Here is a 23,904-nt window from a genome sequence, read left to right as displayed (position 1 = left end):
TGGCGGGGCTTTTTTTAGCTGCAAGCTGCAAGCTACAAGCGACAAGAAAAAGCAGGCGGCGCCCTGGCGAGCCGAGCACGGCCATGACAAGCAGCGCCGATCAGCTCGAAGCTCGCAGCTTTAGATTCCCGCCGATCAGCCGACAACCTGCTCATAGCAATGGCGGCTTGCCAGCCCCTGGGACATGATGCAACCTTGCCCCAGGCACCGCCGCATAGACCGTGGCCCGCCGCGCCAACCGCCCTCTTCAAGCGAGTCTTCGATGAAAAGCCAACCCGATGTCGCCAGCCGTATGGCGGCCGAGGTCGTCACGCAGCTTCCCGTGCCTTCGCGGCTCGGCATGCTGCGTTTCGAAAGGCTCAACGAAGCCAGCTGGACGATGCTCTACCTCGACCCGGCCTGCGACCGCCAGTTCGGCCTGCCCGCCGCCGAGCTCTGCGCCCTGGTCGGCTCGCCCTATGCCAGCCTCATGGAGCCGGAGGCCCGCTACCAACTGCACGACGAGATCCAGCGGCAGCTGGCCCAACGCAGCCACTACCGGGTGCGCTACACCTTGCACGCCAGCACCGCGCCCCTGCGCTTGCTGGAGATCGGCGAAGCCTACAAGCAGCACAACCGACAACTGCTGCGCGGCTACCTCACGGTGCTCGACGAGCAACCGGACGACGGGCCGGACCTGGCGGCCAACGACCTCGAGTCGCGCAACAGTCGCCTGCAACTGGCCCTGCAACTGAACCAGCGCGCCCAGCAGGAGCAACTCGAACACCTGGAACGGGTACGCGCCCAGCAGGACCTGATCCTGCGCCTGGCACGCCAGCGCTACAGCGCCGGCAACTCGCTGCAGGAAGCCGCCGAGCTGATCACCCGCAGCGCCTGCGAGATCTACAAGGTCGATTGCGCCAGCATCTGGCACCTCGAGGACCAGCGCCTGGAACCGATCAGCGCCTGGCATCACCGCGACCAGCGACACCACAGGCCGGAGCCGATCGACGCCAGCCAGTTTCCCGACTACCTGGACGCCCTGCACGCCAGCCGCGCCATCGACGCCCACAATGCCAGCGACGACCCGCGCACCCGCGACATGGTCCAGCGCCTCTACCCCAGCGGCAACAACGCCATGCTCGATGCCAGCATCCGCGTCGACGGCCAGGTGGTGGGCGTGCTCTGCCTGGAGCAGACCGGCACACCCCGGGCCTGGCAGTCCGACGAGATCGCCTTCGCCGGCGAGTTGGCCGACCAGGTCGCCCAGGTCATCACCAACCACAACCGGCGCACGGCCACCAGCGCCCTGCACCTGTTCCAGCGCGCGGTGGAGCAAAGCGCCAGCGCCTTCCTGCTGGTCAACCGCGACGGGGTGGTGGAATACGTCAACCCAAGCTTCGCCGCCATCACCCAGTACAGCACCGAGGAAGTCCAAGGCCGCCACCTGGCCGAACTGCCAGCCCTGGAGAACCTCAGCGAACTGCTGTTCGACTCGCCATCCAGCCTGGCCATGGGCAACAGCTGGCAAGGCGAGTTCAAGAGCCGGCGCAAGAGCCTCGAGCCCTACTGGGGCCAACTGTCGATCTCCAAGGTCTATGGCGACAACCGCGAACTGACCCACTACATCGGCATCTACGAAGACATCACCCAGAGCAAGCTGGCCCAGCAGCGCATCGAACGCCTGGCCTACACCGACAACCTGACCAACCTGGGCAACCGCCCGGCGTTCATCCGCAACCTCGACGAGCGCTTCGCCCGCGACGACGAGCATCCAACCTGCCTGCTGCTGGTGGACATCGACAACTTCAAGCGGATCAACGACAGCCTCGGCCACCAGACCGGCGACAAGCTGCTGGTCAGCCTGGCCCGGCGCCTGCGCAACAGCTTGAACAACGGCGGCCAGCTGGCACGCTTCGCCAGCAACGAGTTCGCCGTGCTGCTCGACGGCACCAGCCTGGAAGATGGCCAGGGCGTGGCCCAGCAATTGCTGCGCACCCTCGACAAGCCAATGTTCGTCGACAACCAACTGATCAACGTCACCGCCTCGGTGGGCCTGGCCTGCGCACCTTTGCACGGCAGCGACCCGCAGACCCTGATGAAGAACGCCGGGCTCGCCCTGCACAAGGCCAAGGCCAACGGCAAGCACCAGGTCCAGGTCTTCACCGAAGTGCTCAACGCCGAGGCCAGCTACAAGCTGTTCGTCGAGAACAACCTGCGCCGCGCCCTGACCCAGAACGAGCTGGAGGTGTTCTACCAGCCCAAGCTGTGCCTGCGCAGCGGCCGCCTGCTCGGCCTGGAGGCGCTGCTGCGCTGGAACCACCCCGAGCGCGGCATGATCCGCCCCGACCAGTTCATCAGCGTGGCCGAGGAAACCGGCCTGATCATCCCCATCGGCAAATGGGTGGTGCGCCAGTCGTGCCGCATGAGCCAGCAGTTGCGCGAAGCCGGCATGGGCAACCTGCACGTGGCCATCAACCTCTCGCCCAAGCAGTTCTCCGACCCGGAGCTGGTGTCGTCGATCGGCAACATCCTCGAGGAAGAAGCCCTGCCGCCACACCTGCTGGAGCTGGAGCTGACCGAAGGCCTGCTGCTGGAAGCCACCGAAGACACCCACCGCCAGCTCGACGAGCTCAAGGCCCTGGGCCTGACCCTGGCCATGGACGATTTCGGCACCGGCTACTCGTCGCTGAGCTACCTGAAGAAGTTCCCGATCGACATCATCAAGATCGACCGTAGCTTCATCAACGAAATCCCCGACAACCAGGACGATATGGAGATCACCTCGGCGGTGGTGGCCATGGCCCATAACCTGAAGCTCAAGGTGGTCGCCGAAGGCATCGAGACCGCCGAGCAGTTGGCGTTCCTGCGCCGCCACCGCTGCGACGTCGGCCAGGGCTACCTGTTCGACCGGCCGATTCCCGGACGCGAACTGGTCGACAAGCTCAAGCGCTATCCACGTGGCCCTCTGGCCTGACAGCGGCGCCAACCTCGGGCACTATAGAACCCATTCGAGCCCTATCGCCGGCTTGCCGACGATGGCTCCGCCACCTATCCAACTGATAAACACAAGGAGCGGCCATGGTCCTGCGTTCGGAAATCCTGGTGAACAAAAACGTCATGCCCACTGCGGAGCAGGCCCTGCCTGGCCGCGAGACCCCGATGGCCCTGCCCGAGAAGCACTACGTGTTCAAGGACACCCCACTGCTGGGTCCGTTCTTCCAGAACGTCGATTTCGCCATCTTCGGCCTGGGCTGCTTCTGGGGCGCCGAGCGCCGCTTCTGGCAGCGCGAGGGCGTGGTCAGCACCGTGGTCGGCTACGCCGGCGGCTTCACCCCCAACCCAACCTACGAAGAAGTCTGCTCGGGCCTGACCGGCCATACCGAAGTGGTGCTGGTGGTGTTCGACAAGGACAAGGTCAGCTACCGTGAGCTGCTGGCGATGTTCTGGGAGCTGCACAACCCCACCCAAGGCATGCGCCAAGGCAACGACATCGGCACCCAGTACCGTTCGGCGATCTACTGCACCAGCCCCGAGCAGTTGGAGCAGGCCAAGGCCAGCCGCGAGGCGTTCCAGGCCGAGCTGACCAAGGCCGGTTTCGGCGAGATCACCACCGAGATCGCCGAGGCGCCGACCGTGTACTTCGCCGAGGCCTACCACCAGCAGTACCTGGCCAAGAACCCCGACGGCTACTGCGGCATCGGTGGCACTGGCGTATGCCTGCCACCCAGCCTGCAAGGCAACTGAGGGCAGCCATATGGCGACCATGACCCTGTTCCACTCGCCGCTCTCGCCGTTCGTACGCAAGGTGATGGTCGTGCTGCACGAAACCGGGCAGCTCGACCGCGTGACCTTGCAGGCGGTCAACATCAGCCCGGTGAACGACGACGAGCAGCTCAACCAGGGCAACCCGATCGGCAAGATCCCGGCCCTGCGCCTGGAGGACGGCACCGTGCTGCATGATAGCCGGGTGATTTGCGAGTACCTCGACCTGCAGCACGTCGGCAACCCGCTGGTCCCCCGCGAGGGTTCGGCGCGCTGGCGCCGGCTGACGCTGGCGTCGCAGGCCGATGCGATCATGGATGCGGCGGTCTCGACCCGCTACGAGACCTTCCTGCGCCCCGAGGACAAGCGCTGGGACGGCTGGGTCCAGGCCCAGGCCGGCAAGATCCGCCGCAGCCTGGCCGACCTGGAACAGGCGCACCTGGCCGAGCTGGCCTCGACCTTCGATATCGCGGCTATCGGCGTGGCCTGCGCGCTGGGCTACCTGGACCTGCGCCAGCCGCAGTTCGGCTGGCGCGAGCGGCAACCGGGGCTGGCAGCTTGGTATGCCGAGGTGGCCAAGCGACCGTCGATGGTCGCTACCGTGCCGATGGCCTGACAGGCGCTGTCGCAGGCAGGCCCGATACCGGTCGGAAAGGGGCGCGAAGCGGCCCAAATGGCCAATCAGCAGTCCGGCTTGCCTGCGGTGAACTTGCGTGCCGGGTTCACCGCCGCCTTGAACTCACGCAGCGCCTTGGCGCCAATCAGCAGTGGATAGTTGAAGTTACTCCGGTCAGCCAGGTTGACCTCCACCGTGCGCTTCACCTCGCCCAGGCACAGCTCCAGCTCGACCACCGGCCGGCGCGCAGCCTCCAGCGTCTCGCCTTCGTCGTCCTCTTCGTCGGAGCGGGCCTTGATCTTGCTGATACGCGCCAGCTTGTGCTCGTAGACCTTGCCATCGGCATCCTTGGTCGCCAGGCGAAAACGCACCCATTGCTCGCCATCACGGGTAAAGCGCTCGATATCCCTGGCCGACAACGAAGCCGTCAGGGCGCCAGTATCCATCTTGGCCTTCAATGTTTCGCCAATCTCCGGCAGGGTGATGTACTCATAGCGGCCGTAAAGAGTCGGCTCAGCCGCCATGACCGGCAGTGCAAGCAGTGACAACAGGGCAAGCAATGGTTTCACGGATTACGCTTCCTTGAGTGAGGACAGTGGTTAGACTACTCGGGCAGGATAGGTTTCCTCCAGCTACGAAGTGCAAGTAAAGGCAGATAGCACAGCCCCCACCGCCTAATGCTGTTCACTTAAGTCTGATGTGACATCGATAGGGGCTGCCTTGCAGCCCTTCGCGGGCAAGCCCGCTCCCACAGGATCGTGCATTCCTTGAGGCTTGCAGCGTACTTGTGGGAGCGGGCTTGCCCGCGAAGGGCCGCAAAGCGGCCCCAATTGCTTAAGTGAACAGCATTAGCCCCCACCGCCCCGCTTTTTCTTGCAGCTTGAAGCTTGCCGCTACATAACGAATTTGGCGTAGGACCAAGCCGTGCTTATCATTGCCACCCGCTTAATTCCCACAACAAGAGTTCCCTTATGCGTCGCCTGCTGACCGGCATCCTCACGACCCTGCTGCTGCTGCTCAACACCCTGGTGCTGATCGGCCCGCTGATGGTCTTCGCCCTGCTCAAACTGGTACTGCCGGGCCGTGGCCGCGACTACGCCTCCTGGGCGGTGATGTGGATCGCCGAAACCTGGTCGGAAATCGACAAGGCGATCTTCGCCCTGTGCATCCCCACCCAATGGGATATCCGTGGCATCGAGACACTGCGCCAGGACACCTCCTACCTGTGCGTGAGCAACCACCAGAGCTGGGTCGACATCCCCGCCTTGATCGAGAGCCTCAACCGCCGGGTGCCGTTCTTCAAGTTCTTCCTCAAGAAGGAACTGATCTGGGTGCCGCTGCTGGGCCTGGCCTGGTGGGCGCTGGACTACCCGTTCATGAAGCGCTACAGCAAGGCCTTCCTGGACAAGCACCCGGAGCTCAAGGGCAAGGACCTGGAGATCACCAAGGCTGCCTGCGAGCTGTTCAAGCGCCAGCCGGTGACCGTGGTCAACTACCTGGAAGGCACCCGCTTCACCGAAGCCAAGCGCGAAGCACAGCAATCGCCCTACCGCCACCTGCTCAAGCCCAAGGCCGGCGGCGTGGCCTTCGTGCTGGCGGCGCTGGGCGAACAGCTCGATGCCCTGCTGGACGTCACCATCGTCTACCCCGGCGACAAGGCCCCCGGGTTCTGGGACCTGCTCTGCGGCAACATCAGCCGGGTAATCATCGACATCCGCGTGCGCGAGCTGGATCCGGCGCTGTGCAATGGCGACTATGAGAACGACCCGGCGTTTCGCCAGACCGTGCAGGACTGGGTGAACCAGCTGTGGCTGGACAAGGACCAGCGGATCGAGGCATTGCGGGCGCAGATGGGCTGAGGTCTTCGTTGCCTGGCACGGCCCATTCGCGGCGGTTCGGCGCGAATGGGCCCGCAAAAAAACATCACGGATGCCCGATTAAAATCCACATTAATAATTGAGATAAACAAATCTTTGTTTGTCATCACCCTCCAACCTGGATAAAAATCGATCAACAACTACAAAACGCCCGGATCGATCGATGGCAAATCAACCTTGCAATGCTGCCGAGGCAGCACCCGCCCAACTCCGCCGTGTCCTGGGCCTGCCCGCCCTGGTGTTCTTCGGCCTGGTGTACATGGTCCCGCTGACCATCTTCACCACCTACGGCATCGTCACCGAAATCACCGGCGGCCGCACGGCCGGCGCCTACCTCGTCACCCTGCTGGCGATGCTGTTCACCGCCACGTCCTACAGCTTCATGGTCAAGCGCTTCCCCGTCGCGGGCTCGGCGTACTCCTACACCAACCTCGCCTTCGGCCCCAATGTCGGCTTTCTCGCAGGCTGGTCGTTGCTGCTCGACTACCTGTTCATCCCGATGATCAACTACCTGCTCATCGGCCTGTTCCTCAACATCGCCTTCCCGGCCATCCCGGCATGGACGATCGTCCTGGCCTCGATCGCCCTGGTGACGGTGCTCAACGTGATCGGCATCCACTCGGTGGCCAAGGCCAGCAACCTGATCGTCGGCGCGCAGATCGTGTTCATCGGGGTGTTCGTGGCGCTGTCCTGGCAGACGCTGGGCAGCGGCCAGCCCGTCGACTTCCTCGCGCCGCTGGTGGGCGATGGCAGCGCACGAGGCTTCGGTTCCCTGATGGCCGGTGCAGCGGTGCTGTGCCTGTCGTTCCTGGGCTTCGACGCGGTCTCGACCCTGGCCGAAGAGTGCCGCGACGCCCGCCGCGATGTACCGCGGGCGATCATCCTCACCACCCTGTTTGCCGGCTTGCTGTTCACCGTGCTGGCCTACATCAGCCAGCTGGTGCTGCCAGGCAGCACCTTCGCCAATACCGATGCGGCGGCCAACGAGGTGATGTTCAAGGCGGGTGGGCAGTTCCTGGCCAACTTCTTCACCGCCGCGTTCGTCGCTGGCAGCCTGGGCTCGGCACTGGCCTCTCAAGCGGCGGTGTCGCGCATCCTGTTCACCATGGGCCGCGACAAGGTGCTGCCCAAGCGCAGCTTCGGCTATCTGTCGCCACGCTTCGGTACGCCGGTGTTCGCCATCCTGCTGGTGTCGGCGTTCTCCCTGCTGGCGCTGGTGATCGACCTGGCCACCCTGGCCTCGCTGATCAGCTTCGGCGCACTGGTGGCGTTCTCGGCGGTGAACCTGGCGGTGGTGAAAACCCACCTGATGCACGATGCCAGCCAGCGCAACCTCAAGGGCCTGCTGCGCTATGGCCTGGTACCGCTGGTCGGCCTGAGCCTGACCTTGTGGCTGTGGACCAGCCTGTCGGCGCTGACCCTGGTAATCGGCCTGTGCTGGTTCGCCCTGGGGTTGGCTTACCTGGCCGTACTGACCGCCGGCTTCCGCCGCCCAGTACGCTTGGTGGACTTCTCGGAAAGCGCGTGATCCAACGCCGCACACGCGCTTACAGGGTGCGCGTGTGGGGCCTTCAGACCGAGGGTTGAGCCAACGGTGCCGGGGTCGCCCACAGGCTGCCCAGGTTCTGCAACAACGACCCGGCGATGCCCTGCTGGCCCAGGTACTGGAGGATCAGCGGGGCGAACTGGCCGATCATGCCGGTATCCATGCCCAGCGCCTTGAAGGCATTGTCCAGGTCGTTGCGGTTCTCGACATTGCCCAAGGCATTGCTCAGCGCCGGTTGGCTCTCGCTGTTCTTGCCCAGCAACTCACCCAGGCCGTTCAGCCCACCCAGGGCGTTGGCGCCAGCGAGCAGGTCCAGGCCGGGCACGGCCTTGGTCAGTTGGCCGTAGTCGGCGTCGCTCAGGTTGTTGCGCGCCAGGCCCAGCATGGCACCCGCCCCGCCCACCGCCTGTTCGGGGGTGATCTTCAGTTCGCTGCCCAGGGTATTGAGCAGGTTGGCCGACGCCTCGGGCGCCTGCACCTGGCCCTGCTGCTGGCTCTGCATCGCCGACACGGCATTGGCCGCATCGCTGAGGTTGAAGGCGAACGCCGGGCTTGCGGCCAGGGTCATCAGGGTTGCCAGGGTGAATGCTTTCATCGGGAAGGACCTCGTCGGCCGGAATGGCCGGGAAACGAGGCATTCGACTGGCGACATCGGGCTTTGTTCCAGGCCAGCTATCGAGGGCTGCTGCGCCCTTCGACCGCCAATGCCAGCGCCTCCGCCTGCCCCCAGGCAATCTGCATGGCCCGCAAGCCGTGCGCCAATAACTGCCGGGTTTCTTCATCCTCGATGCGCTCAAGGGCACGACGGCTGTCGCTGTAGGCGAACATCAAGTAGTGGCTGACGTTCATCAGCACGAACTCCATCGGAACGATACCGTCGTTGATGGCGTGGGAGAGGGATGTGCCCTTGGGCAGATCGAAGGTGTGGGGTGGGTCGGGGACGAGTTTTTTCATATCGGCACCATGTAGGCTGAGCTGCGCCCTTCCGTTTCCACACATCAGGGGTGGCAGCTGTACGCGGGGTGGAAAACCAGGCACATGGCAAACCCGGTAGGTCCGAAGACCTCCCGCGCACAGCCGCCGTAACAGGCAGTTCCATGTACCACCGGGTTTCCACACCCGATCGCTGAACGATTCAGCGACCCAGTGAGCCTAGAGAGCAAGGTTTCCCGGGGCAATCAGATAGGAGTCGACAGAATTCGTAGGGTATTTCCTAGAACCAGCAAGCACCAGCGCCAGCACGTCGGAAATTTCGGCAACAGGAGTATGAAATCTGCCATGCCTAACGTTCCAGTAGCGTTCTCCTATCATTTCTGCCAGTAGCCGACAAAATGCATCGCCATGATACTGGGTTCTGCGGTAGGGAAATTGCCTCCCCCTCGGCAGAGAACGGGAACCAGCCCATGAAAAAGAACTCTATCATCACTCTGTGCTTCTACCAGGAAGACAAACTCGCTTCCGTACGAACAGATAAGTACAGTCGTAGGATCTTCCGAGCACCTGATTTACCACTCGTAGAGCAGCAACTTACTGACAAGACAACCAACGGGCTATTAGCGACAGACCAAAAAGGTTCTGTGCTCAGAGCCAAGAGCGTCAATGATGAAGAAACGCATACCTATTCACCCTATGGCCAAACTTCAACCCTTCCCGCGCTACTGACACTGCTTGGCTTCAACGGGGAAGCTATCGAACCTTCGGTGAACAGCTATTTACTCGGAAGTGGGCACCGTATCTACAATCCCAGCCTGATGCGTTTCTACTCCCCTGACCAGCTGAGCCCTTTCGCTGCGGGCGGAATAAATTCATACATGTATTGCAATGGCGATCCCATTGGAAAAATTGACCCATCAGGACGTGTACCGATTTTCCTCAAGCCGTTGAGCAGCCTCTACAAAGGCATTAAAAAGCGATTCTTTGGCAGAATACCTAAGTCACAGAGGGCAACGTCGAGCCCGCCGCAAGCAGCCACTCCAAATAACCGGAGCACTGATAGTGAACGCACCCCAGACCCTTTCATTCAGAGTATGGCCCGTCATGAGAGAGCTGATCTTCACAGACGTGTTAGGCGCGACATAGCCGAAGCAAAAGCGTACGACCTGACAACAGTACCACCTGAAATCCTCAAAGAAAGACTTCGCCTACACGAAGTATATAAAAATCGAATTAAATTCTTGACTCTTGAATACAAGTTAGAACCTTTAGGTCTAACTACCGGCATCCCTTCGGGTCCAATGGAGCATCCAACAACAGGCTTTGACTCACTCTACAACTCAGACACTATTAGCCAGATTCGAAGCCCGAATTAAACCGACGAAACCAGTGCCATGATGCATGGATAAATGGGCTAAAGCGCTCTCCCAGCGATGGTGATACACATTGCTTGATATGGAAATCGGCTGCGGTGCAGCCCTTTCACGACACCAAGCCGAGACAGGGGCAGCGGCGCCGTCCCTGTCTCGGCCCTAGGCATCAAGCCGCACTGAACGTCTTGTGCGGATCGATCACAAACTTCTTCGGCACACCCGCATCGAACTCGCCATACCCTTCCGGCGCCTGATCCAGGCTGATCACCTGCACCCCGACCACCTCGGCGATATTGATGCGATCCCACATGATCGCCTGCATCAGCTGGCGGTTGTACTTCATCACCGGGGTTTGCCCAGTGTGGAAGCTATGCGACTTCGCCCAACCCAGGCCAAAGCGAATGCTCAGCGAGCCGATCTTGGCCGCCGCATCCACCGCGCCCGGGTCTTCGGTGACGTACAGCCCCGGAATACCGATCTTGCCGGCCACGCGGGTCACCTGCATCAGCGAGTTGAGCACGGTGGCCGGCGCCTCGTGCTTGGCACCTTCATGGCCATGGCCACGGGCCTCGAAGCCCACCGCATCGACCGCGCAGTCCACTTCCGGCTCGCCCAGCAGGTCGGCGATCTGCTCGTGCAGCGGGGTGTCCTTGGACAGGTCGACCACCTCGAACCCCTGGGCCTTGGCATGGGCCAGGCGGGCCGGATTCAGGTCGCCGACGATGACGCAGGCCGCGCCCAGCAGGCGAGCCGAGGCAGCCGCCGCCAGGCCGACCGGGCCGGCACCGGCGACGTACACGGTGCTGCCCGGGCCAACGCCCGCCGTGACAGCGCCGTGGTAGCCAGTGGGCAGGATGTCGGAGAGGCAGGTCAGGTCACGGATCTTCTCCATGGCCTTGTCACGGTTTGGCAGCTTCAGCAGGTTGAAGTCGGCGTACGGCACCAGCACGTACTCGGCCTGGCCACCGGTCCAGTCGCCCATGTCGACATAGCCGTAGGCACCGCCGGCGCGGGCCGGGTTGACGGTCAGGCAGACGCCGGTGTGCATTTCCTTGCAGGAGCGGCAACGGCCGCAGGCCACGTTGAACGGCACGGAGACCAGGTCACCGATCTGCAGGTGTTCCACGTCACGGCCCTTCTCGATCACCTCGCCGGTGATCTCGTGGCCGAGGACCAGGCCGACCTGAGCGGTGGTGCGGCCACGGACCATGTGCTGGTCGGAGCCGCAGATATTGGTGGAGACCACCTTGAGGATCACGCCGTGCTCGATCTTCTTGCCGCGTGGGTCCTGCATTTTGGGGTAGTCGATCTTCTGCACCTCGACCTTGCCGGCGCCGAGATACACCACTCCACGATTACCAGACATGCTCTTACCTCGCTTGATTTGTATTTATGCAGCGGTGGTGGAAAGCGCCGCCATCCTTGGGCGGCATGTGTTACTGGAATGGGAGGAATTGTGGGCCTGATGGGGGATGTCGCGGTGACTGGATGCGACAGGGATATGCCTTTTAACGGCAGGAAAAAACAGGGGCCGCTTTACGGCCCCAGGATCGTCAGAGCACCACGGTCCGATTGGCGTTCAGGAACACCCGCCGCTCGATGTGATACCCCACCGCCCGCGCCAGGGTCAGGCATTCGATGTCCCGCCCCTTGGCGATCAAATCCTCGGGATAGTGGCTGTGGTCCACGGTCTCGACGCCCTGGGCGATGATCGGCCCTTCGTCGAGGTCGTTGTTGATGTAGTGGGCGGTGGCGCCGACCATCTTCACACCCTTGTTGTAAGCCTGGTGGTAGGGCTTGGCGCCCTTGAAGCCCGGCAGCAGGGAGTGATGGATGTTGATCGCCCAGCCATCCAGGCGCCGGCACAGCTCGGGCGAAAGCACCTGCATGTAGCGGGCGAGGATCACCAGCTCGGCGCCGGTCTCCTCGATCACCTGGAGCACCTTGCGCTCCTGGGCGGGCTTGTCCTTGGGGTCGAGGGCGAAGTGGTAATAGGGAATCTTGTGCCAGTGGGCCAGGGGCTCGAGGTCAGGGTGGTTGGAGATCACCGCGACCACGTCCATGGCCAGCTGGCCGATGCGCTGGCGGTACAGCAGGTCGTTCAAGCAATGGTCAGCCTTGGACACCATGATCACCACCTTGGGGCGGTGATTCGGCGCGGTCAGCTCGAACGTCATGCCGAACGCATCGCTGCGCTCGGCAAGGCCTGCACGGAAACCGGCCTCGTCGAAGTCGTCCGGCTGGCGGAACTCGACGCGGATGAAGAACCGCCCCGACAGCCGGTCGTCGAAGGAGTGATGCTCCGTGACGTAGCAACGCTGCTCGAAGAGGTAGCGGGTGACCACGTCGACGGTGCCGAGCATGCTCGGGCAGTCGGCGGTGAGGATCCAGGTGTCCGGTGCCCGACTCATGCGTATTCTCCTTATGCCTCGATCGCCAGGCCGTACTCGGCCGAAGCGTCCTGCAGCCACAGCCACCAGTAGTCGGCGAAGCTGCGGCGGATCACCAGCTCCCAGGTGTCTTCGGCTGTGCGGCGGATCACCAGTTGCGACTTGGCGAACACGGTGCCGACGGCCTTGCCGACCGGGAAGTTGTTCGGGTGCACATCATAGCTGGTGGACTTCATCAGCACCTCGCGCACATTGGGACCGCGCAGCTCGAGCAGGGTCTGCCCGCCGCTGACGTTGACCACCTGGACATGCTGGCCCTCGAGGGCCGCGCGCAGTTTCTGCTCGACGGCGAACTCCTGGCCGCCGGGAACGATCAGCAGCCACTCGTCCGGGCCCATCCACTGCAACGACATCTGCTCGTTGGCGACCACGGTCAGGGCCACCGGCAGCTCCAGGCCCAGGGCCTTGTGCACGCCGCTGGCGAAGGCCGGGTCGTGGCCATCGCCACGAATGGTCAGGTGGCCGAGGAATTTCTTCTCGCGCAGGGTCACGCCTGCGTTCTTGCGGCCCTTGCCGACCAGGCTGGCCAGGTCGGCGTGGTGCAGTGGCGACTCGGCCCGGGCGTCGGCGCCGGGGTTTTGCTGGAAGACGTTGATAGCGCTCATTTCTTACCTGCCTTGAATTCTTGTTCGTCGAAACGATGAGCCTCTGAGGTGGATGCTCTGGCCCTATCGCTGGCACGCCAGCGCCCACAGGTACAGCATCGCCCCTCGGCCTGCATCGATCCTGTGGGAGCCGGCTTGCCGGCGATGGGGCCAGCAGGCTCACCACAGGGCTCGGAGTCAAACGTTCTGCCGCTCACCCTTCGGATCGAAGAACACCGAAGACACGATCTCCGCCTCGATCACGCTGCCGTCTGCCTGCGGCGAGTACACCCGCTCGCCCATGCGCTTGAGGCCGCCCTTGACCACGCCCATGGCGAACGAATAGCCCAGGGAGTTGGCCTTGTAGCTGGAGGTGACGTGGCCGACCATGTCCATCGGGATCGGCTGCTTCGGATCGAACACCAACTGGGCACCCTCGGGCAGCCACACGTTCGGGTCGACCGGCTTGAGGCCCACCAGTTGCTTGCGGTTCTCGCGCACGCAGTCCTCGCGGTTCATGCCGCGCAGGCCGATCCAGGAGAACGGCTTGTTGCGCCCGACGCACCAGCTCATGTTGAGGTCGTCCGGGGTCATCGAGCCGTCGGTGTCCTGGCCAACGATGATGAAGCCCTTCTCGGCCCGCAGCACGTGCATGGTCTCGGTGCCGTACGGGGTCAGGTTGTACTGCTTGCCCGCCTCGACGATCTGCTCCAGCACGCCCATGGCGTAGTTGGCTTGCACGTTGATCTCGTACGACAGCTCACCGGTGAACGAGATACGGAACACCCGCGCCGGCACGCCGCCGACCAGGCCTTCCTTCCAGCTCATGAACGGGAAGGCTTCCTTGTCCAGGTCGATGTCGGTCAGCTCGGCCAGCAGCTTGCGGCTGTTGGGGCCGGACAGGGTCATGGTCGCCCAGTGGTCGGTGACCGAGGTGAAGTACACCTTCAGTTCCGGCCATTCGGTCTGGTGGTACAGCTCCAGCCACTGCAGCACGCGAGCCGCGCCGCCGGTGGTGGTGGTCATGATGAAGTGGTTGTCGCCGACGCAGGCGGTCACGCCGTCGTCGAAGACCATGCCGTCTTCCTTGCACATCAGGCCGTAGCGGGCCTTGCCCACGTCGAGCTTGGTCCAGGCGTTGGTGTACACGCGGTTGAGGAACTCGCGGGCATCCGGGCCCTGGATGTCGATCTTGCCCAGGGTCGAGGCGTCGAGCAGGCCGACACTGTCACGCACGGCCTTGCACTCGCGGGCCACGGCGGCGTGGATGTCCTCGCCCGGCTTGGGGAAGTACCACGGGCGCTTCCACTGGCCGACGTCCTCGAACTCGGCGCCGTTCTTCACGTGCCAGGCATGCAGGGCGGTGAAGCGCACAGGCTCGAACAGGTGGCCGCAGTGCCGGCCCGCTACCGCGCCGAAGGTCACCGGCGTGTAGTTGGGGCGGAACATGGTGGTACCCATTTCCGGGATGCTGATGCCCAGCGAACGGGCGGCGATGGCCAGGCCGTTGATGTTGCCCAGCTTGCCCTGGTCGGTACCGAAGCCCAGCGCGGTGTAGCGCTTGACGTGCTCGACCGACTCGAAGCCTTCGCGGGTGGCCAGCTCGATACCGGCGGCGGTGACGTCGTTCTGTTGGTCGACGAACTGCTTGGGCGCACGGTTGGTGCCCTTGTCGTGGGGCACCTGGAACAGCGCCACGGTGGCCTCTTCCTTGCGCGCCACGGTTTTTGGCAGGGTGCCGACGGTGGCCTTGAAGCCGGCCTCGGTCGCCGCCTGGACACCACCCTCGAAACCATCGGCGATCACGTCGCCGAGTGCGTAGACGCCATTGACGCCGCCGACACACACACGTTTCTGCGGTGCATCGCCCGGCACGAAGCCGAGGATGTCTTCACGCCACACCGGGCGGCCGCCCAGGTGCGAAGCCAAGTGGACGATCGGGCTGTAGCCGCCGGAGGTGGCGATCAGGTCGCACTCGAGCACTTCGCCTGGGCTTGTGACCTTGTGCGCCTGCACGTCGATGGCGGCCACGCGGGCGCCGGTCACGTGCTTGCTGCCACGGGCCTCGATCACCGCACTGGAGGTCAGGATGCGGATACCCTTGGCACGCGCTTCCTCGACCAGCGAGCCACGTGGGTTATGGCGGGCGTCGGCGATGGCGACCACCTGCAGGCCGGCGTCGTGCCAGTCCAGGGCGGCGCGGTAGGCGTGGTCGTTGTTGGTCGACAGCACCAGCTTGCGGCCCGGGGCCACGCCATAGCGGCGCACGTAGGTGGAAACGGCGCCTGCCAGCATGTTGCCCGGCACATCGTTGTTGCCATACACCAGCGGACGCTCGTGGGCGCCGGCGGCCAGCACCACGCGCTTGGCGCGAACGCGATGCACGCGGTGGCGTACCTGGCCGATCGGGGCGCGGTCGCCGAGGTGGTCGGTCAGGCGCTCGTGGATGGTCAGGAAGTTGTGGTCGTGGTAACCGTTGACCGTGGCACGCGGCAGCAGGGTCACTTCCGGCAGGCCTTCCAGCTCGGCGACCACCGCAGCCACCCATTCGGCCGCAGGCTTGCCGTCGAGGGTCTCGCGGCTGTCGAGCAGGCTGCCACCGAACTCTTCCTGTTCGTCGGCGAGGATCACGCGGGCACCGCTGCGTGCCGCGGCCAGGGCGGCAGCCAGGCCGGCAGGGCCAGCACCGACGATCAGCACGTCGCAGTGCTGGTTCATGTAGTCGTAGCTGTCCGGATCGTTCTGCAGCGGCGCACGGCCCAGGCCTGCCGCCTTGCGGATGTACTTCTCGTAGGTCATCCAGAACGACTTGGGATACATGAAGGTCTTGTAGTAGAACCCGGGCGGCATCATGCTGCCGCCGACCTTGCCGATGATGCCCATGACGTCGTTGTTGACGTTCGGCCAGCCGTTGGTGCTGGTGGCCACCAGGCCTCCGTACAGTGCCTGTTGGGTGGCACGCACGTTGGGGATCTGGGTGGCTTCGCTGGAGCCGACCTGCAGGATGGCGTTCGGCTCTTCGGTACCGGCGGCGATGATGCCGCGCGGACGCGAGTACTTGAAGCTGCGGCCGACGATGTCGACACCGTTGGCCAGCAATGCGGCGGCCAAGGTGTCACCGGCATAGCCCTGGTAGGTCTTGCCGTTGAAGGTGAAGTTCAGGACCTTGCTGCGATCGATGCGACCGCCGCTGGCGAGGCGATAGGTCTGGCTCATACTTTTTCCCCTTGGCCTTTGACGGTCGACGGTGCGTTGCTCGGCTTGCCGCTGGCGGTCACCTGCGGCTGCTCGCCGATCTTGTAGGTTTCCAGGATCTCGTAGGTCACGGTGTCACGGGTGACGTTGAAGTACTGGCGGCAACCGGCGACGTGGTCCCACAGCTCGTGGTGGATGCCGCGCGGGTTGTCACGGAAGAACATGTAGGTGCCCCACTCCTCGTCGGAGCAGGCGGCCGGGTCCAGCGGGCGGGCGATGTGTGCCTGGCCAGAGGCGTGGAACTCTTCTTCGGAGCGCAGCTCGCCGCAGTGGGGACAGAAGATTTGCAACATGACGATTGTCTCCGATTAGTGGGCGACGGCCGCAGCGCCGTGTTCGTCGATCAGCGCGCCGTTGTAGAAACGGTCGATGGAGAAAGGTGCGGCCAGCGGGTGCATCTCGCCCTTGGCCAGGCTCGCGGCGAAGACGTTGCCCGAGCCCGGGGTGGCCTTGAAGCCGCCCGTGCCCCAACCGCAGTTGAAGAACATGTTCTTGACCGGGGTCTTGGAGATGATTGGGCAGGCGTCCGGGGTGGTGTCGACGATGCCGCCCCACTGCCGGTTCATGCGTACGCGCGAGAGGTTCGGGAACATCTCGACGATCGCCTGCAGGGTGTGCTCGATGATCGGGTAGGAGCCGCGCTGGCCGTAGCCGACCCAGCCGTCGATACCGGCGCCGATGACCAGGTCGCCCTTGTCCGACTGGCTGATGTAGCCGTGGACGGCGTTGGACATGATCACGCTGTCGATGATCGGCTTGATCGGCTCGGACACCAGCGCCTGCAGCGGGTGCGATTCGAGCGGCAGGCGAAAGCCTGCCAGGCGCGCCATGTGCCCGGAGTTACCGGCGGTGACCACACCGACGCGCTTGGCGCCGATGAAGCCCTTGTTGGTTTCCACGCCGATCACCGCGCCGTTTTCCTTACGGAAACCAATGACCTCGGTCTGCTGGATCAGGTCCACGCCCAGGGCGTCGGCGGCACGGGCGAAGCCCCAGGCCACGGCGTCGTGGCGGGCCACGCCGCCACGGCGCTGCACGGTGGCGCCGAGGATCGGGTAGCGGGTGTTCTTCGAGCAATCCAGGTACGGGATCTCTGCCGCCACCTGGGCGGTGTTCAGCAGTTCGCCGTCCACGCCGTTGAGGCGGTTGGCACTGACCCGGCGCTCGGAGTCACGCATGTCCTGCAGGGTGTGGCACAGGTTGTAGACCCCACGCTGGGAGAACATCACGTTGTAGTTGAGGTCCTGGGACAGGCCCTCCCACAGCTTCATGGCGTGCTCGTACAGGTGCGCCGACTCGTCCCACAGGTAGTTGGAACGCACGATGGTGGTGTTGCGGGCGGTGTTGCCGCCGCCCAGCCAGCCTTTCTCGACCACGGCCACGTTGGTGATGCCGTGCTCCTTGGCCAGGTAGTAGGCCGTGGCCAGGCCATGGCCGCCACCGCCGACGATGACCACGTCGTAGACCTTCTTAGGCGTTGGCGTGCGCCACATGCGCTGCCAGTTCTCGTGGTGGCTGAGGGAGTGCTTGAAGAGGCCGAAGCCTGAATAACGTTGCATGGTTGGTTACTCCACTCAGCGGTAGACCGGGAAGTCGGCGCACAGGGCCGCGACGTTCTTGGCGACATCGGCTTCGACGTCGGCGTCGCCCAGGTTGTCCAGCACGTCGCAGATCCAGCCGGCCAGGGCCACGCACTGGGCGACCTTGAAGCCACGGGTGGTGACGGCCGGGGTGCCGATGCGCAGGCCCGAGGTGACGAACGGCGACTGCGGGTCGTTGGGCACGGCGTTCTTGTTGACGGTGATGTGGGCGCGGCCGAGGGCGGCGTCGGCGTCCTTGCCGGTCAGGCCCTGGCGGATCAGGCTGACCAGGAACAGGTGGTTGTCGGTGCCGCCGGAGACCACGTCGTAGCCGCGCTCGACGAAGACCTGGGCCATGGCCTGGGCGTTGTCGATGACCTGCTGCTGGTAGGCCTTGAATTCAGGCTCCAGGGCTTCCTTGAAGCACACGGCCTTGGCGGCGATGACGTGCATCAGCGGGCCGCCCTGGGCGCCCGGGAACACGGCAGCGTTGAGCTTCTTCTCGATCTCTTCGTTGGACTTGGCCAGGATCAGGCCGCCTCGCGGGCCACGCAGGGTCTTGTGGGTGGTGGTGGTGACCACGTCGGCGAACGGGATCGGGTTGGGGTACAGGCCAGCGGCGACCAGGCCGGCGACGTGGGCCATGTCGACGAACAGCAGCGCCCCGACCTTGTCGGCGATTTCACGGAAGCGCGGGAAGTCGAGGGTCTTGGAGTAGGCGGAGAAGCCGGCGACGATCATCTTCGGCTTGTGCTCGACGGCCAGGCGCTCGACTTCGTCGTAGTCGATCAGGCCGGTGTTGGTGTCGATGCCGTACTGCACGGCGTTGTACAGCTTGCCCGAGGAGGACACCTTGGCGCCGTGGGTGAGGTGGCCGCCGTGGGCCAGGCTCATGCCCAGGATGGTGTCGCCGGCCTGCAGCAGGGCCAGGTACACCGCGGCGTTGGCCGAGGAGCCGGAGTGCGGCTGGACGTTGGCGTAGTCGGCACCGAACAGTTGCTTGGCGCGGTCGATGGCCAGTTGCTCGACCTTGTCGACGTGCTCGCAGCCACCGTAGTAGCGCTTGCCCGGGTAGCCTTCGGCGTACTTGTTGGTCAGGCCGCTGCCCTGGGCCTGCATCACGCGCTTGCTGGTGTAGTTCTCCGAGGCGATCAGCTCGATGTGATCTTCCTGGCGCTGTTCTTCGGCATTCATCGCCGCCAGCAGTGCGTCGTCGTAACCCTGGATCTGGTCTTGCTTGCTGAACATCTTGTTGTCTCCTGGCAGCGATCGTTTCTTGTCTGATGAGGGTCTTCTCACCCTTTGCGGCGATGTTATGACCGGGACGGGGGACCCAGATGCCTGCGCACGCCTTGCAATGGCGCGTTTACGACATTCGCCACCGGCCTGTGCGATGGCCCCGCCCCGTGCAATCTTCTTCGCGGGCAGGCCTGGCACCACCAGGGGCCAGCTTGTATAGGCATCTTCCGAAGCGATGGTTTAGAGTGCTGGTCTGCGTCGTTCACAGGACAGGTGTCATGACAGACAACAGCCAACAATTCGCCAGCGACAACTATTCCGGCATCTGCCCCGAAGCCTGGGCCGCGATGGAAAAGGCCAACCGCGGCCACGAGCGCGCCTATGGCGACGACCAATGGACCGAGCGCGCCGCCGACCATTTCCGCCAACTGTTCGAAACCGACTGCGAGGTGTTCTTCGCCTTCAACGGCACGGCAGCCAACTCCCTGGCCCTGGCCTCCCTGTGCCAGAGCTACCACAGCGTGATCTGCTCCGAGACGGCACACGTCGAGACCGACGAATGCGGCGCGCCGGAGTTCTTCTCCAACGGCTCCAAGCTGCTCACCGCGCGCAGCGTCGAGGGCAAGCTGACCCCGGACTCGATTCGCGAGGTGGCGCTCAAGCGCCAGGACATCCACTACCCCAAGCCGCGCGTGGTGACCATCACCCAGGCCACCGAGGTGGGCACGGTCTACCGCCCCGACGAGCTCAAGGCGATCAGCAGCACCTGCAAGGCGCTGGGCCTGAACCTGCACATGGACGGTGCGCGCTTCTCCAATGCCTGCGCCTTCCTGGGCTGCTCGCCGGCGGAGCTGACCTGGAAGGCCGGCGTCGACGTGCTGTGCTTCGGCGGCACCAAGAACGGCATGGCGGTGGGCGAGGCGATCCTGTTCTTCAACCGTGCCCTGGCCGACGATTTCGACTACCGCTGCAAGCAGGCGGGGCAACTGGCGTCGAAGATGCGTTTCCTCTCCGCGCCCTGGGTCGGGCTGCTGGAGGATGGCGCCTGGTTGCGCCATGGCGTGCATGCCAATCATTGCGCGCAGTTGCTCGCCGCGCTGGTGAGTGACCTGCCGGATGTGGAGCTGATGTTCCCGGTGGAAGCCAACGGGGTGTTCCTGCAGATGCCGGAGCCGGCGCTGGAGGCCCTGCGGGCCAAGGGCTGGCGCTTCTATACCTTCATCGGCAGCGGTGGGGCGCGGTTCATGTGCTCGTGGGATACCCAGGAGGCGCGGGTGCGGGAGCTGGCGGCGGATATCCGCGCGATCTTCGGCGCCTGATCGATGGCCGGGAGGGCTTCGCTCAATGCCGGCCAGTTAAGACTTTCAGTTGTCATTTGGGGCCGCTTCGCGCCCCATCGCCGGCAAGCCGGCTCCCACACTGTCCGTGCAAAACGCATCATGTGGGGTCGCCGCGGTCCCTGTGGGAGCCGGCTTGCCGGCGATGGGCTGCAAGGCAGCCCCAAAAATGACAAAGCGCCGCTTAACTAACTGGCATCGGGGCTTCGCCCTTCGGGCCTCAGAGCCTGAACCCACCCATCTGCCGCGCCAGGTCATCGGCCAGCCCGCGCAACGCCTGGCACTGTTCCCGGCACGCTTGCACTTCGGCCGCCGGCTCCCGGGCCAGGTCGGAAATCCCCTGCACGGTACGGTTGATCTCCTCGGTCACCGCCGACTGCTCCCACATGGCCCCTGCAAACCGCATCATGTGTGGTCGCCGCGGTCCCTGTGGGAGCCGGCTTGCCGGCGATGGGCTGCAAGGCAGCCCCAAAAATGACAAAGCGCCGCTTAACTAACTGGCATCAGGGCTTCGCCCTTCGGGCCTCAGAGCCTGAACCCACCCATCTGCCGCGCCAGGTCATCGGCCAGTCCGCGCAACGCCTGGCACTGTTCCCGGCACGCTTGCACTTCGGCCGCCGTCTCCCGGGCCAGGTCGGAAATCCCCTGCACGGTACGGTTGATCTCCTCGGTCACCGCCGACTGCTCCTCGGTCGCCGTGGCCACCTGGTCGTTCATGTCGCTGATGTGCTCGACCTGATCGGTGATCGCCCCGAGCGAGGCTCCGGTACGCTGGCTGGCCTCCACGCCACTGCCGGTGGCCTGCTGCCCGGCCTGCATCGAGGCCACCGCGCTGCCGGCGCCCTGCTTGAGGCGCTGGATCATCTGCTGCACTTCATCGGTAGACACCTGGGTACGCCGCGCCAAGGTGCGCACCTCATCGGCCACCACCGCGAAACCGCGCCCCATCTCCCCGGCCCGCGCCGCCTCGATGGCAGCGTTGAGCGCCAGCAGGTTGGTTTGCTCTGAAATACTGCGGATCACCGCCAAGACCTCATCGATCGAGGCGACTTCGTCGGCCAACTGGCCAACCGCCGCCGCTGCCCGACCGATCTCCCCGGACATACCCTCGATGTTGTCGATCGAGCGGCTCACCACCTCACGGGCCTGCAACGCCTCGTCGCGCGCCGCCTGCGAGGCCTGGGCGGCATTGCCGGCGTTCTGCGCGATGTCCTGCACGGTCAGGCCCATCTCGTGCACGGCGGTGGCGACCATCTCGGTCATTGCCTGCTGGCGACCGGAGCGCTCGGCGGTGTTGTCCACCACCAAGGTCACCTGCTCCACCGAGCGGTGCAGGCGTTCGGTGGTGCGCAGCACCTCGCCGATCAAGGCCCGCTGGCTGTCGAGGAAACGGTTGAAACCACGGGCCAGGTCGCCCAGTTCATCCTGGCGCGAATCGTCCAGGCGGTGGCTGAGGTCACCCGCCCCGCTACCGATCTGCACCAGTGCCGCCGTCACCTGGCGGATCGGCCGCACCAACCCGCGCGCCAGCAGCACCACCAGCAGCAGCGAGACCAGGGCCACGGCCCCGCCGATCAGGCTGGTCAACCACACCGCTTCGCGCATCTGGGCGTAGATCTGCGCCTCTGGCACCTCGGCCACCAAAGTCCAGTTCAGGTCGCGCAGGGGCAGGGCCAGGGCCAGGTAGTCTTCGCCATCGCGGCTGAACCGGGCACTGCGCAGGCCCTCGCCGCCCGCAAGGACGGCCTTGGCCGCTTCCGCGCCAAGCTGTTCGCGCAACTGGCGCTTGCCGCTGAATTCATGCTGGGGATGGACCTGGATCAGACCATCGTTGCGCACCAGGAGCACCCGGCCGTGTTCGCCGAAACTGAAGTCGCGGATCAGTTGCGACAGCTCGGTCAGGCGCAGCCCCATGCCGGCCACACCGACCAGTTGGCCGTCCTTTTCCACGCGGTAGTCGATGAACAGCGCCACTTCACCCGTGGCGCCATCGACATCGATGTTGATCAGCCGCTCGGCGCCACTGTCGATGTAGCCGTAGAACCAGCTGTCCTTGGGGTTGTCGCGGCTCAGGGTACGGTCCAGGCCCTTCTCGCTGTAGTAGTGACCAGTGCCGGTGGCGGCGAACAGCGCGGTGAAAGCCTGGTTACGCTGCCTGGCGGCCTCGAGGTACTCGATGAAGCGGGGTAGCTCGGCCGGGTTCTCGCCAGCGGCCAGCCAGTCGCGCAGCAAGGTGTTGCCGGCGATGTCCGCCGCCGCCACCAGTGGCTGGCCGAGCATGCGCTCGATGTCGTTGCGAATCGCCTCGATGCTGGCCGGCAGGGCCGTATCGACCAGGTAACGCTCGGTCAGGCGATTCACCGCCGCGGTATACACCGCCACTACCACCAGGATGCTCGCCAGCAAGGCCGCGCCCATGCTCGCAATCAACTGCCACTGGATACTCCGCCGCCAGATCCGCATGCCCTTCCTCCCCAGGAAAATAAGCGTGGCGCAATACGCCTGGGGAAAAGTGTATACACTTACGTATTCAATTATTCCAGTGATCCTGGACAATGCCTTGAAACCTATTGGGGGCGCTGCGCGCCCCTTTCGCCACGCAAGGCCGCTCCCACAGGGTATCGGCGCCGATCTCAAGAGCGGCGCGGTCTGGGAGCCGGCTTGCCGGCAATGGGCTGCAAAGCAGCCCCAAAAGGCTTATTGGTCGCCGATGGTTCGGGCGATGGCATCGACCGTGGCGTCGATCTGCGCCTGGGTGCGTTCGAGGGTCTGCTGGTGCTCGCGCTGCAGTTCGATCTGCCGGGAGCACAGGTTCAGGGCTGCCAGCACCAGCAGCTTGTCACCGATCAGGGTGGGGTATTGACGCTTGGTTTCGGCCAGCGAAACGTTGAGCATCCGCACGGCTTGCGCCAGGGTCTCTTCCTGGCCTTCTGGCGCCTTGATCGAATAGTCATTGCCGAGGATCGACACGACATTGATCGGCTGCGCTTGCAGTCTCATGCGTTGACGACACCTGCGCTGGCGCGCTCCACCAGGGCCTGGATACGCGCGGCGGTGGCGCCGTGCTTCTCTTCCTGCTCCATCAGCGACAGCTGCAGGCTGTCGTTCTCTTCCTTGGCCTGGGCCAGTTCCTGGCTGAGCGCGGCGTTCTGCTCGGCCAGTTGGGCGTTCTTGTGCACCAGGTCGTTGACCAGTTGCTCGAGTTGATTCAGGGAGGCTTCCAACATGGGGGTTTGTCTCAGGTTGTTGCAAAGGGCGCACACGATAAAGAAAACTGCGCACCCCCGCCATTAAATATCGGAAATGAAAGGCTTTAGCCTGGGCAGATTGACAGGTCCTGCCCCGCCTTGTTCCGACCTGAGTCAACCGC

At 64.3% G+C, this 23,904-nt stretch carries 21 protein-coding genes and 1 pseudogene; 7 read left to right on the top strand and 15 right to left on the bottom strand.

Annotation, left to right across the window (positions count from 1 at the left end):
• Positions 1-262 precede the first annotated feature (262 nt).
• From NJF35_RS04390 to NJF35_RS04380, 3 genes are all read left to right on the top strand, one after another.
• Entirely contained in the window at positions 263-2,956 is a 2,694-nt protein-coding gene (locus NJF35_RS04390) for a putative bifunctional diguanylate cyclase/phosphodiesterase (RefSeq protein WP_253090709.1), read from the top strand.
• 104 nt (positions 2,957-3,060) lie between these two features.
• Complete coding sequence (gene msrA, locus NJF35_RS04385) at positions 3,061-3,726, top strand: peptide-methionine (S)-S-oxide reductase MsrA (protein ID WP_225786510.1); 666 nt, start codon at positions 3,061-3,063, stop codon at positions 3,724-3,726.
• Between the two features lie 10 nt (positions 3,727-3,736).
• Positions 3,737-4,360, top strand: coding sequence for a glutathione S-transferase (locus NJF35_RS04380; protein ID WP_253090708.1), 624 nt, complete (start codon positions 3,737-3,739; stop codon positions 4,358-4,360).
• 65 nt (positions 4,361-4,425) lie between these two features.
• On the opposite strand, the gene NJF35_RS04375 is transcribed toward NJF35_RS04380, so the two are convergent.
• Positions 4,426-4,929, bottom strand: a complete 504-nt coding sequence (locus tag NJF35_RS04375) for an ATP-dependent zinc protease (protein WP_225786512.1) — start codon at positions 4,927-4,929, stop codon at positions 4,426-4,428.
• A gap of 402 nt (positions 4,930-5,331) precedes the next feature.
• On the opposite strand from NJF35_RS04375, the gene NJF35_RS04370 reads away from it, so the two are divergent.
• Together NJF35_RS04370 and NJF35_RS04365 are read left to right on the top strand one after the other, a co-directional pair.
• Positions 5,332-6,219 carry an acyltransferase gene (locus NJF35_RS04370; RefSeq protein WP_225786513.1) on the top strand — a complete coding sequence of 296 codons (888 nt, stop codon included), beginning with the start codon at positions 5,332-5,334 and terminating at the stop codon, positions 6,217-6,219.
• 181 nt (positions 6,220-6,400) lie between these two features.
• On the top strand, positions 6,401-7,765 hold the full coding sequence (locus tag NJF35_RS04365; protein ID WP_225786514.1) for an APC family permease: 1,365 nt from the start codon (positions 6,401-6,403) through the stop codon (positions 7,763-7,765).
• A gap of 43 nt (positions 7,766-7,808) precedes the next feature.
• Here the strand turns inward: NJF35_RS04365 and NJF35_RS04360 are convergent, their stop codons facing one another.
• Positions 7,809-8,378 (bottom strand): DUF2780 domain-containing protein, encoded by a 570-nt coding sequence (locus NJF35_RS04360; protein ID WP_225786515.1) that lies wholly within the window; start codon positions 8,376-8,378, stop codon positions 7,809-7,811.
• Positions 8,379-8,455: 77 nt separating this feature from the next.
• Entirely contained in the window at positions 8,456-8,737 is a 282-nt protein-coding gene (locus NJF35_RS04355; protein ID WP_225786516.1) for a hypothetical protein, read from the bottom strand.
• A 449-nt stretch (positions 8,738-9,186) separates the two neighbouring features.
• On the opposite strand from NJF35_RS04355, the gene NJF35_RS04350 reads away from it, so the two are divergent.
• Positions 9,187-10,092: an RHS repeat-associated core domain-containing protein gene (locus NJF35_RS04350; RefSeq protein ID WP_253090707.1), complete on the top strand. Its 906-nt coding sequence runs from the start codon at positions 9,187-9,189 to the stop codon at positions 10,090-10,092.
• A gap of 163 nt (positions 10,093-10,255) precedes the next feature.
• Here the strand turns inward: NJF35_RS04350 and fdhA are convergent, their stop codons facing one another.
• From fdhA to NJF35_RS04315, 7 genes are all read right to left on the bottom strand, one after another.
• Complete coding sequence (fdhA, locus tag NJF35_RS04345; protein ID WP_225786518.1) at positions 10,256-11,455, bottom strand: formaldehyde dehydrogenase, glutathione-independent; 1,200 nt, start codon at positions 11,453-11,455, stop codon at positions 10,256-10,258.
• A 187-nt stretch (positions 11,456-11,642) separates the two neighbouring features.
• Positions 11,643-12,500 carry a formyltetrahydrofolate deformylase gene (purU, locus tag NJF35_RS04340; RefSeq protein ID WP_225786519.1) on the bottom strand — a complete coding sequence of 286 codons (858 nt, stop codon included), beginning with the start codon at positions 12,498-12,500 and terminating at the stop codon, positions 11,643-11,645.
• An 11-nt stretch (positions 12,501-12,511) separates the two neighbouring features.
• Positions 12,512-13,144, bottom strand: coding sequence for a sarcosine oxidase subunit gamma (locus tag NJF35_RS04335; RefSeq protein ID WP_225786520.1), 633 nt, complete (start codon positions 13,142-13,144; stop codon positions 12,512-12,514).
• Between the two features lie 177 nt (positions 13,145-13,321).
• Positions 13,322-16,339, bottom strand: a complete 3,018-nt coding sequence (locus NJF35_RS04330) for a sarcosine oxidase subunit alpha (RefSeq protein WP_253090706.1) — start codon at positions 16,337-16,339, stop codon at positions 13,322-13,324.
• Entirely contained in the window at positions 16,336-16,671 is a 336-nt protein-coding gene (locus NJF35_RS04325; protein ID WP_225786522.1) for a sarcosine oxidase subunit delta, read from the bottom strand. The genes NJF35_RS04330 and NJF35_RS04325 overlap by 4 nt, the downstream gene beginning before the upstream one ends.
• Positions 16,672-16,686: 15 nt before the next feature.
• Positions 16,687-17,937: a sarcosine oxidase subunit beta family protein gene (locus tag NJF35_RS04320; RefSeq protein WP_225786523.1), complete on the bottom strand. Its 1,251-nt coding sequence runs from the start codon at positions 17,935-17,937 to the stop codon at positions 16,687-16,689.
• Between the two features lie 15 nt (positions 17,938-17,952).
• On the bottom strand, positions 17,953-19,206 hold the full coding sequence (locus tag NJF35_RS04315; RefSeq protein ID WP_225786524.1) for a serine hydroxymethyltransferase: 1,254 nt from the start codon (positions 19,204-19,206) through the stop codon (positions 17,953-17,955).
• Between the two features lie 269 nt (positions 19,207-19,475).
• Between NJF35_RS04315 and NJF35_RS04310 the strand changes: the two genes are divergently transcribed.
• Positions 19,476-20,516, top strand: a complete 1,041-nt coding sequence (locus NJF35_RS04310) for a low specificity L-threonine aldolase (RefSeq protein ID WP_225786525.1) — start codon at positions 19,476-19,478, stop codon at positions 20,514-20,516.
• 238 nt (positions 20,517-20,754) lie between these two features.
• Here the strand turns inward: NJF35_RS04310 and NJF35_RS04305 are convergent, their stop codons facing one another.
• The 5 genes and pseudogenes from NJF35_RS04305 to NJF35_RS04290 form a co-directional block, all read right to left on the bottom strand.
• Complete coding sequence (locus NJF35_RS04305; RefSeq protein WP_225786526.1) at positions 20,755-20,943, bottom strand: hypothetical protein; 189 nt, start codon at positions 20,941-20,943, stop codon at positions 20,755-20,757.
• Positions 20,944-21,059: 116 nt separating this feature from the next.
• Entirely contained in the window at positions 21,060-21,788 is a 729-nt protein-coding gene (locus tag NJF35_RS24795; protein ID WP_410046031.1) for a methyl-accepting chemotaxis protein, read from the bottom strand.
• 135 nt (positions 21,789-21,923) lie between these two features.
• Positions 21,924-22,952 (bottom strand): annotated as a pseudogene (locus tag NJF35_RS24790) (cache domain-containing protein); the annotation flags it as partial.
• A gap of 279 nt (positions 22,953-23,231) precedes the next feature.
• Entirely contained in the window at positions 23,232-23,534 is a 303-nt protein-coding gene (locus NJF35_RS04295) for a cell division protein ZapA (RefSeq protein WP_225786528.1), read from the bottom strand.
• Positions 23,531-23,761, bottom strand: coding sequence for a hypothetical protein (locus NJF35_RS04290; protein WP_225786529.1), 231 nt, complete (start codon positions 23,759-23,761; stop codon positions 23,531-23,533). Before NJF35_RS04290 ends, NJF35_RS04295 begins: the two co-directional genes overlap by 4 nt.
• Positions 23,762-23,904 lie beyond the last annotated feature (143 nt).

Source organism: Pseudomonas guariconensis, assembly GCF_024127895.1.
Classification (GTDB): Bacteria; Pseudomonadota; Gammaproteobacteria; order Pseudomonadales; family Pseudomonadaceae; genus Aquipseudomonas; species Aquipseudomonas guariconensis_B.
This window is presented reverse-complemented; position numbering and strand designations above follow the sequence as displayed.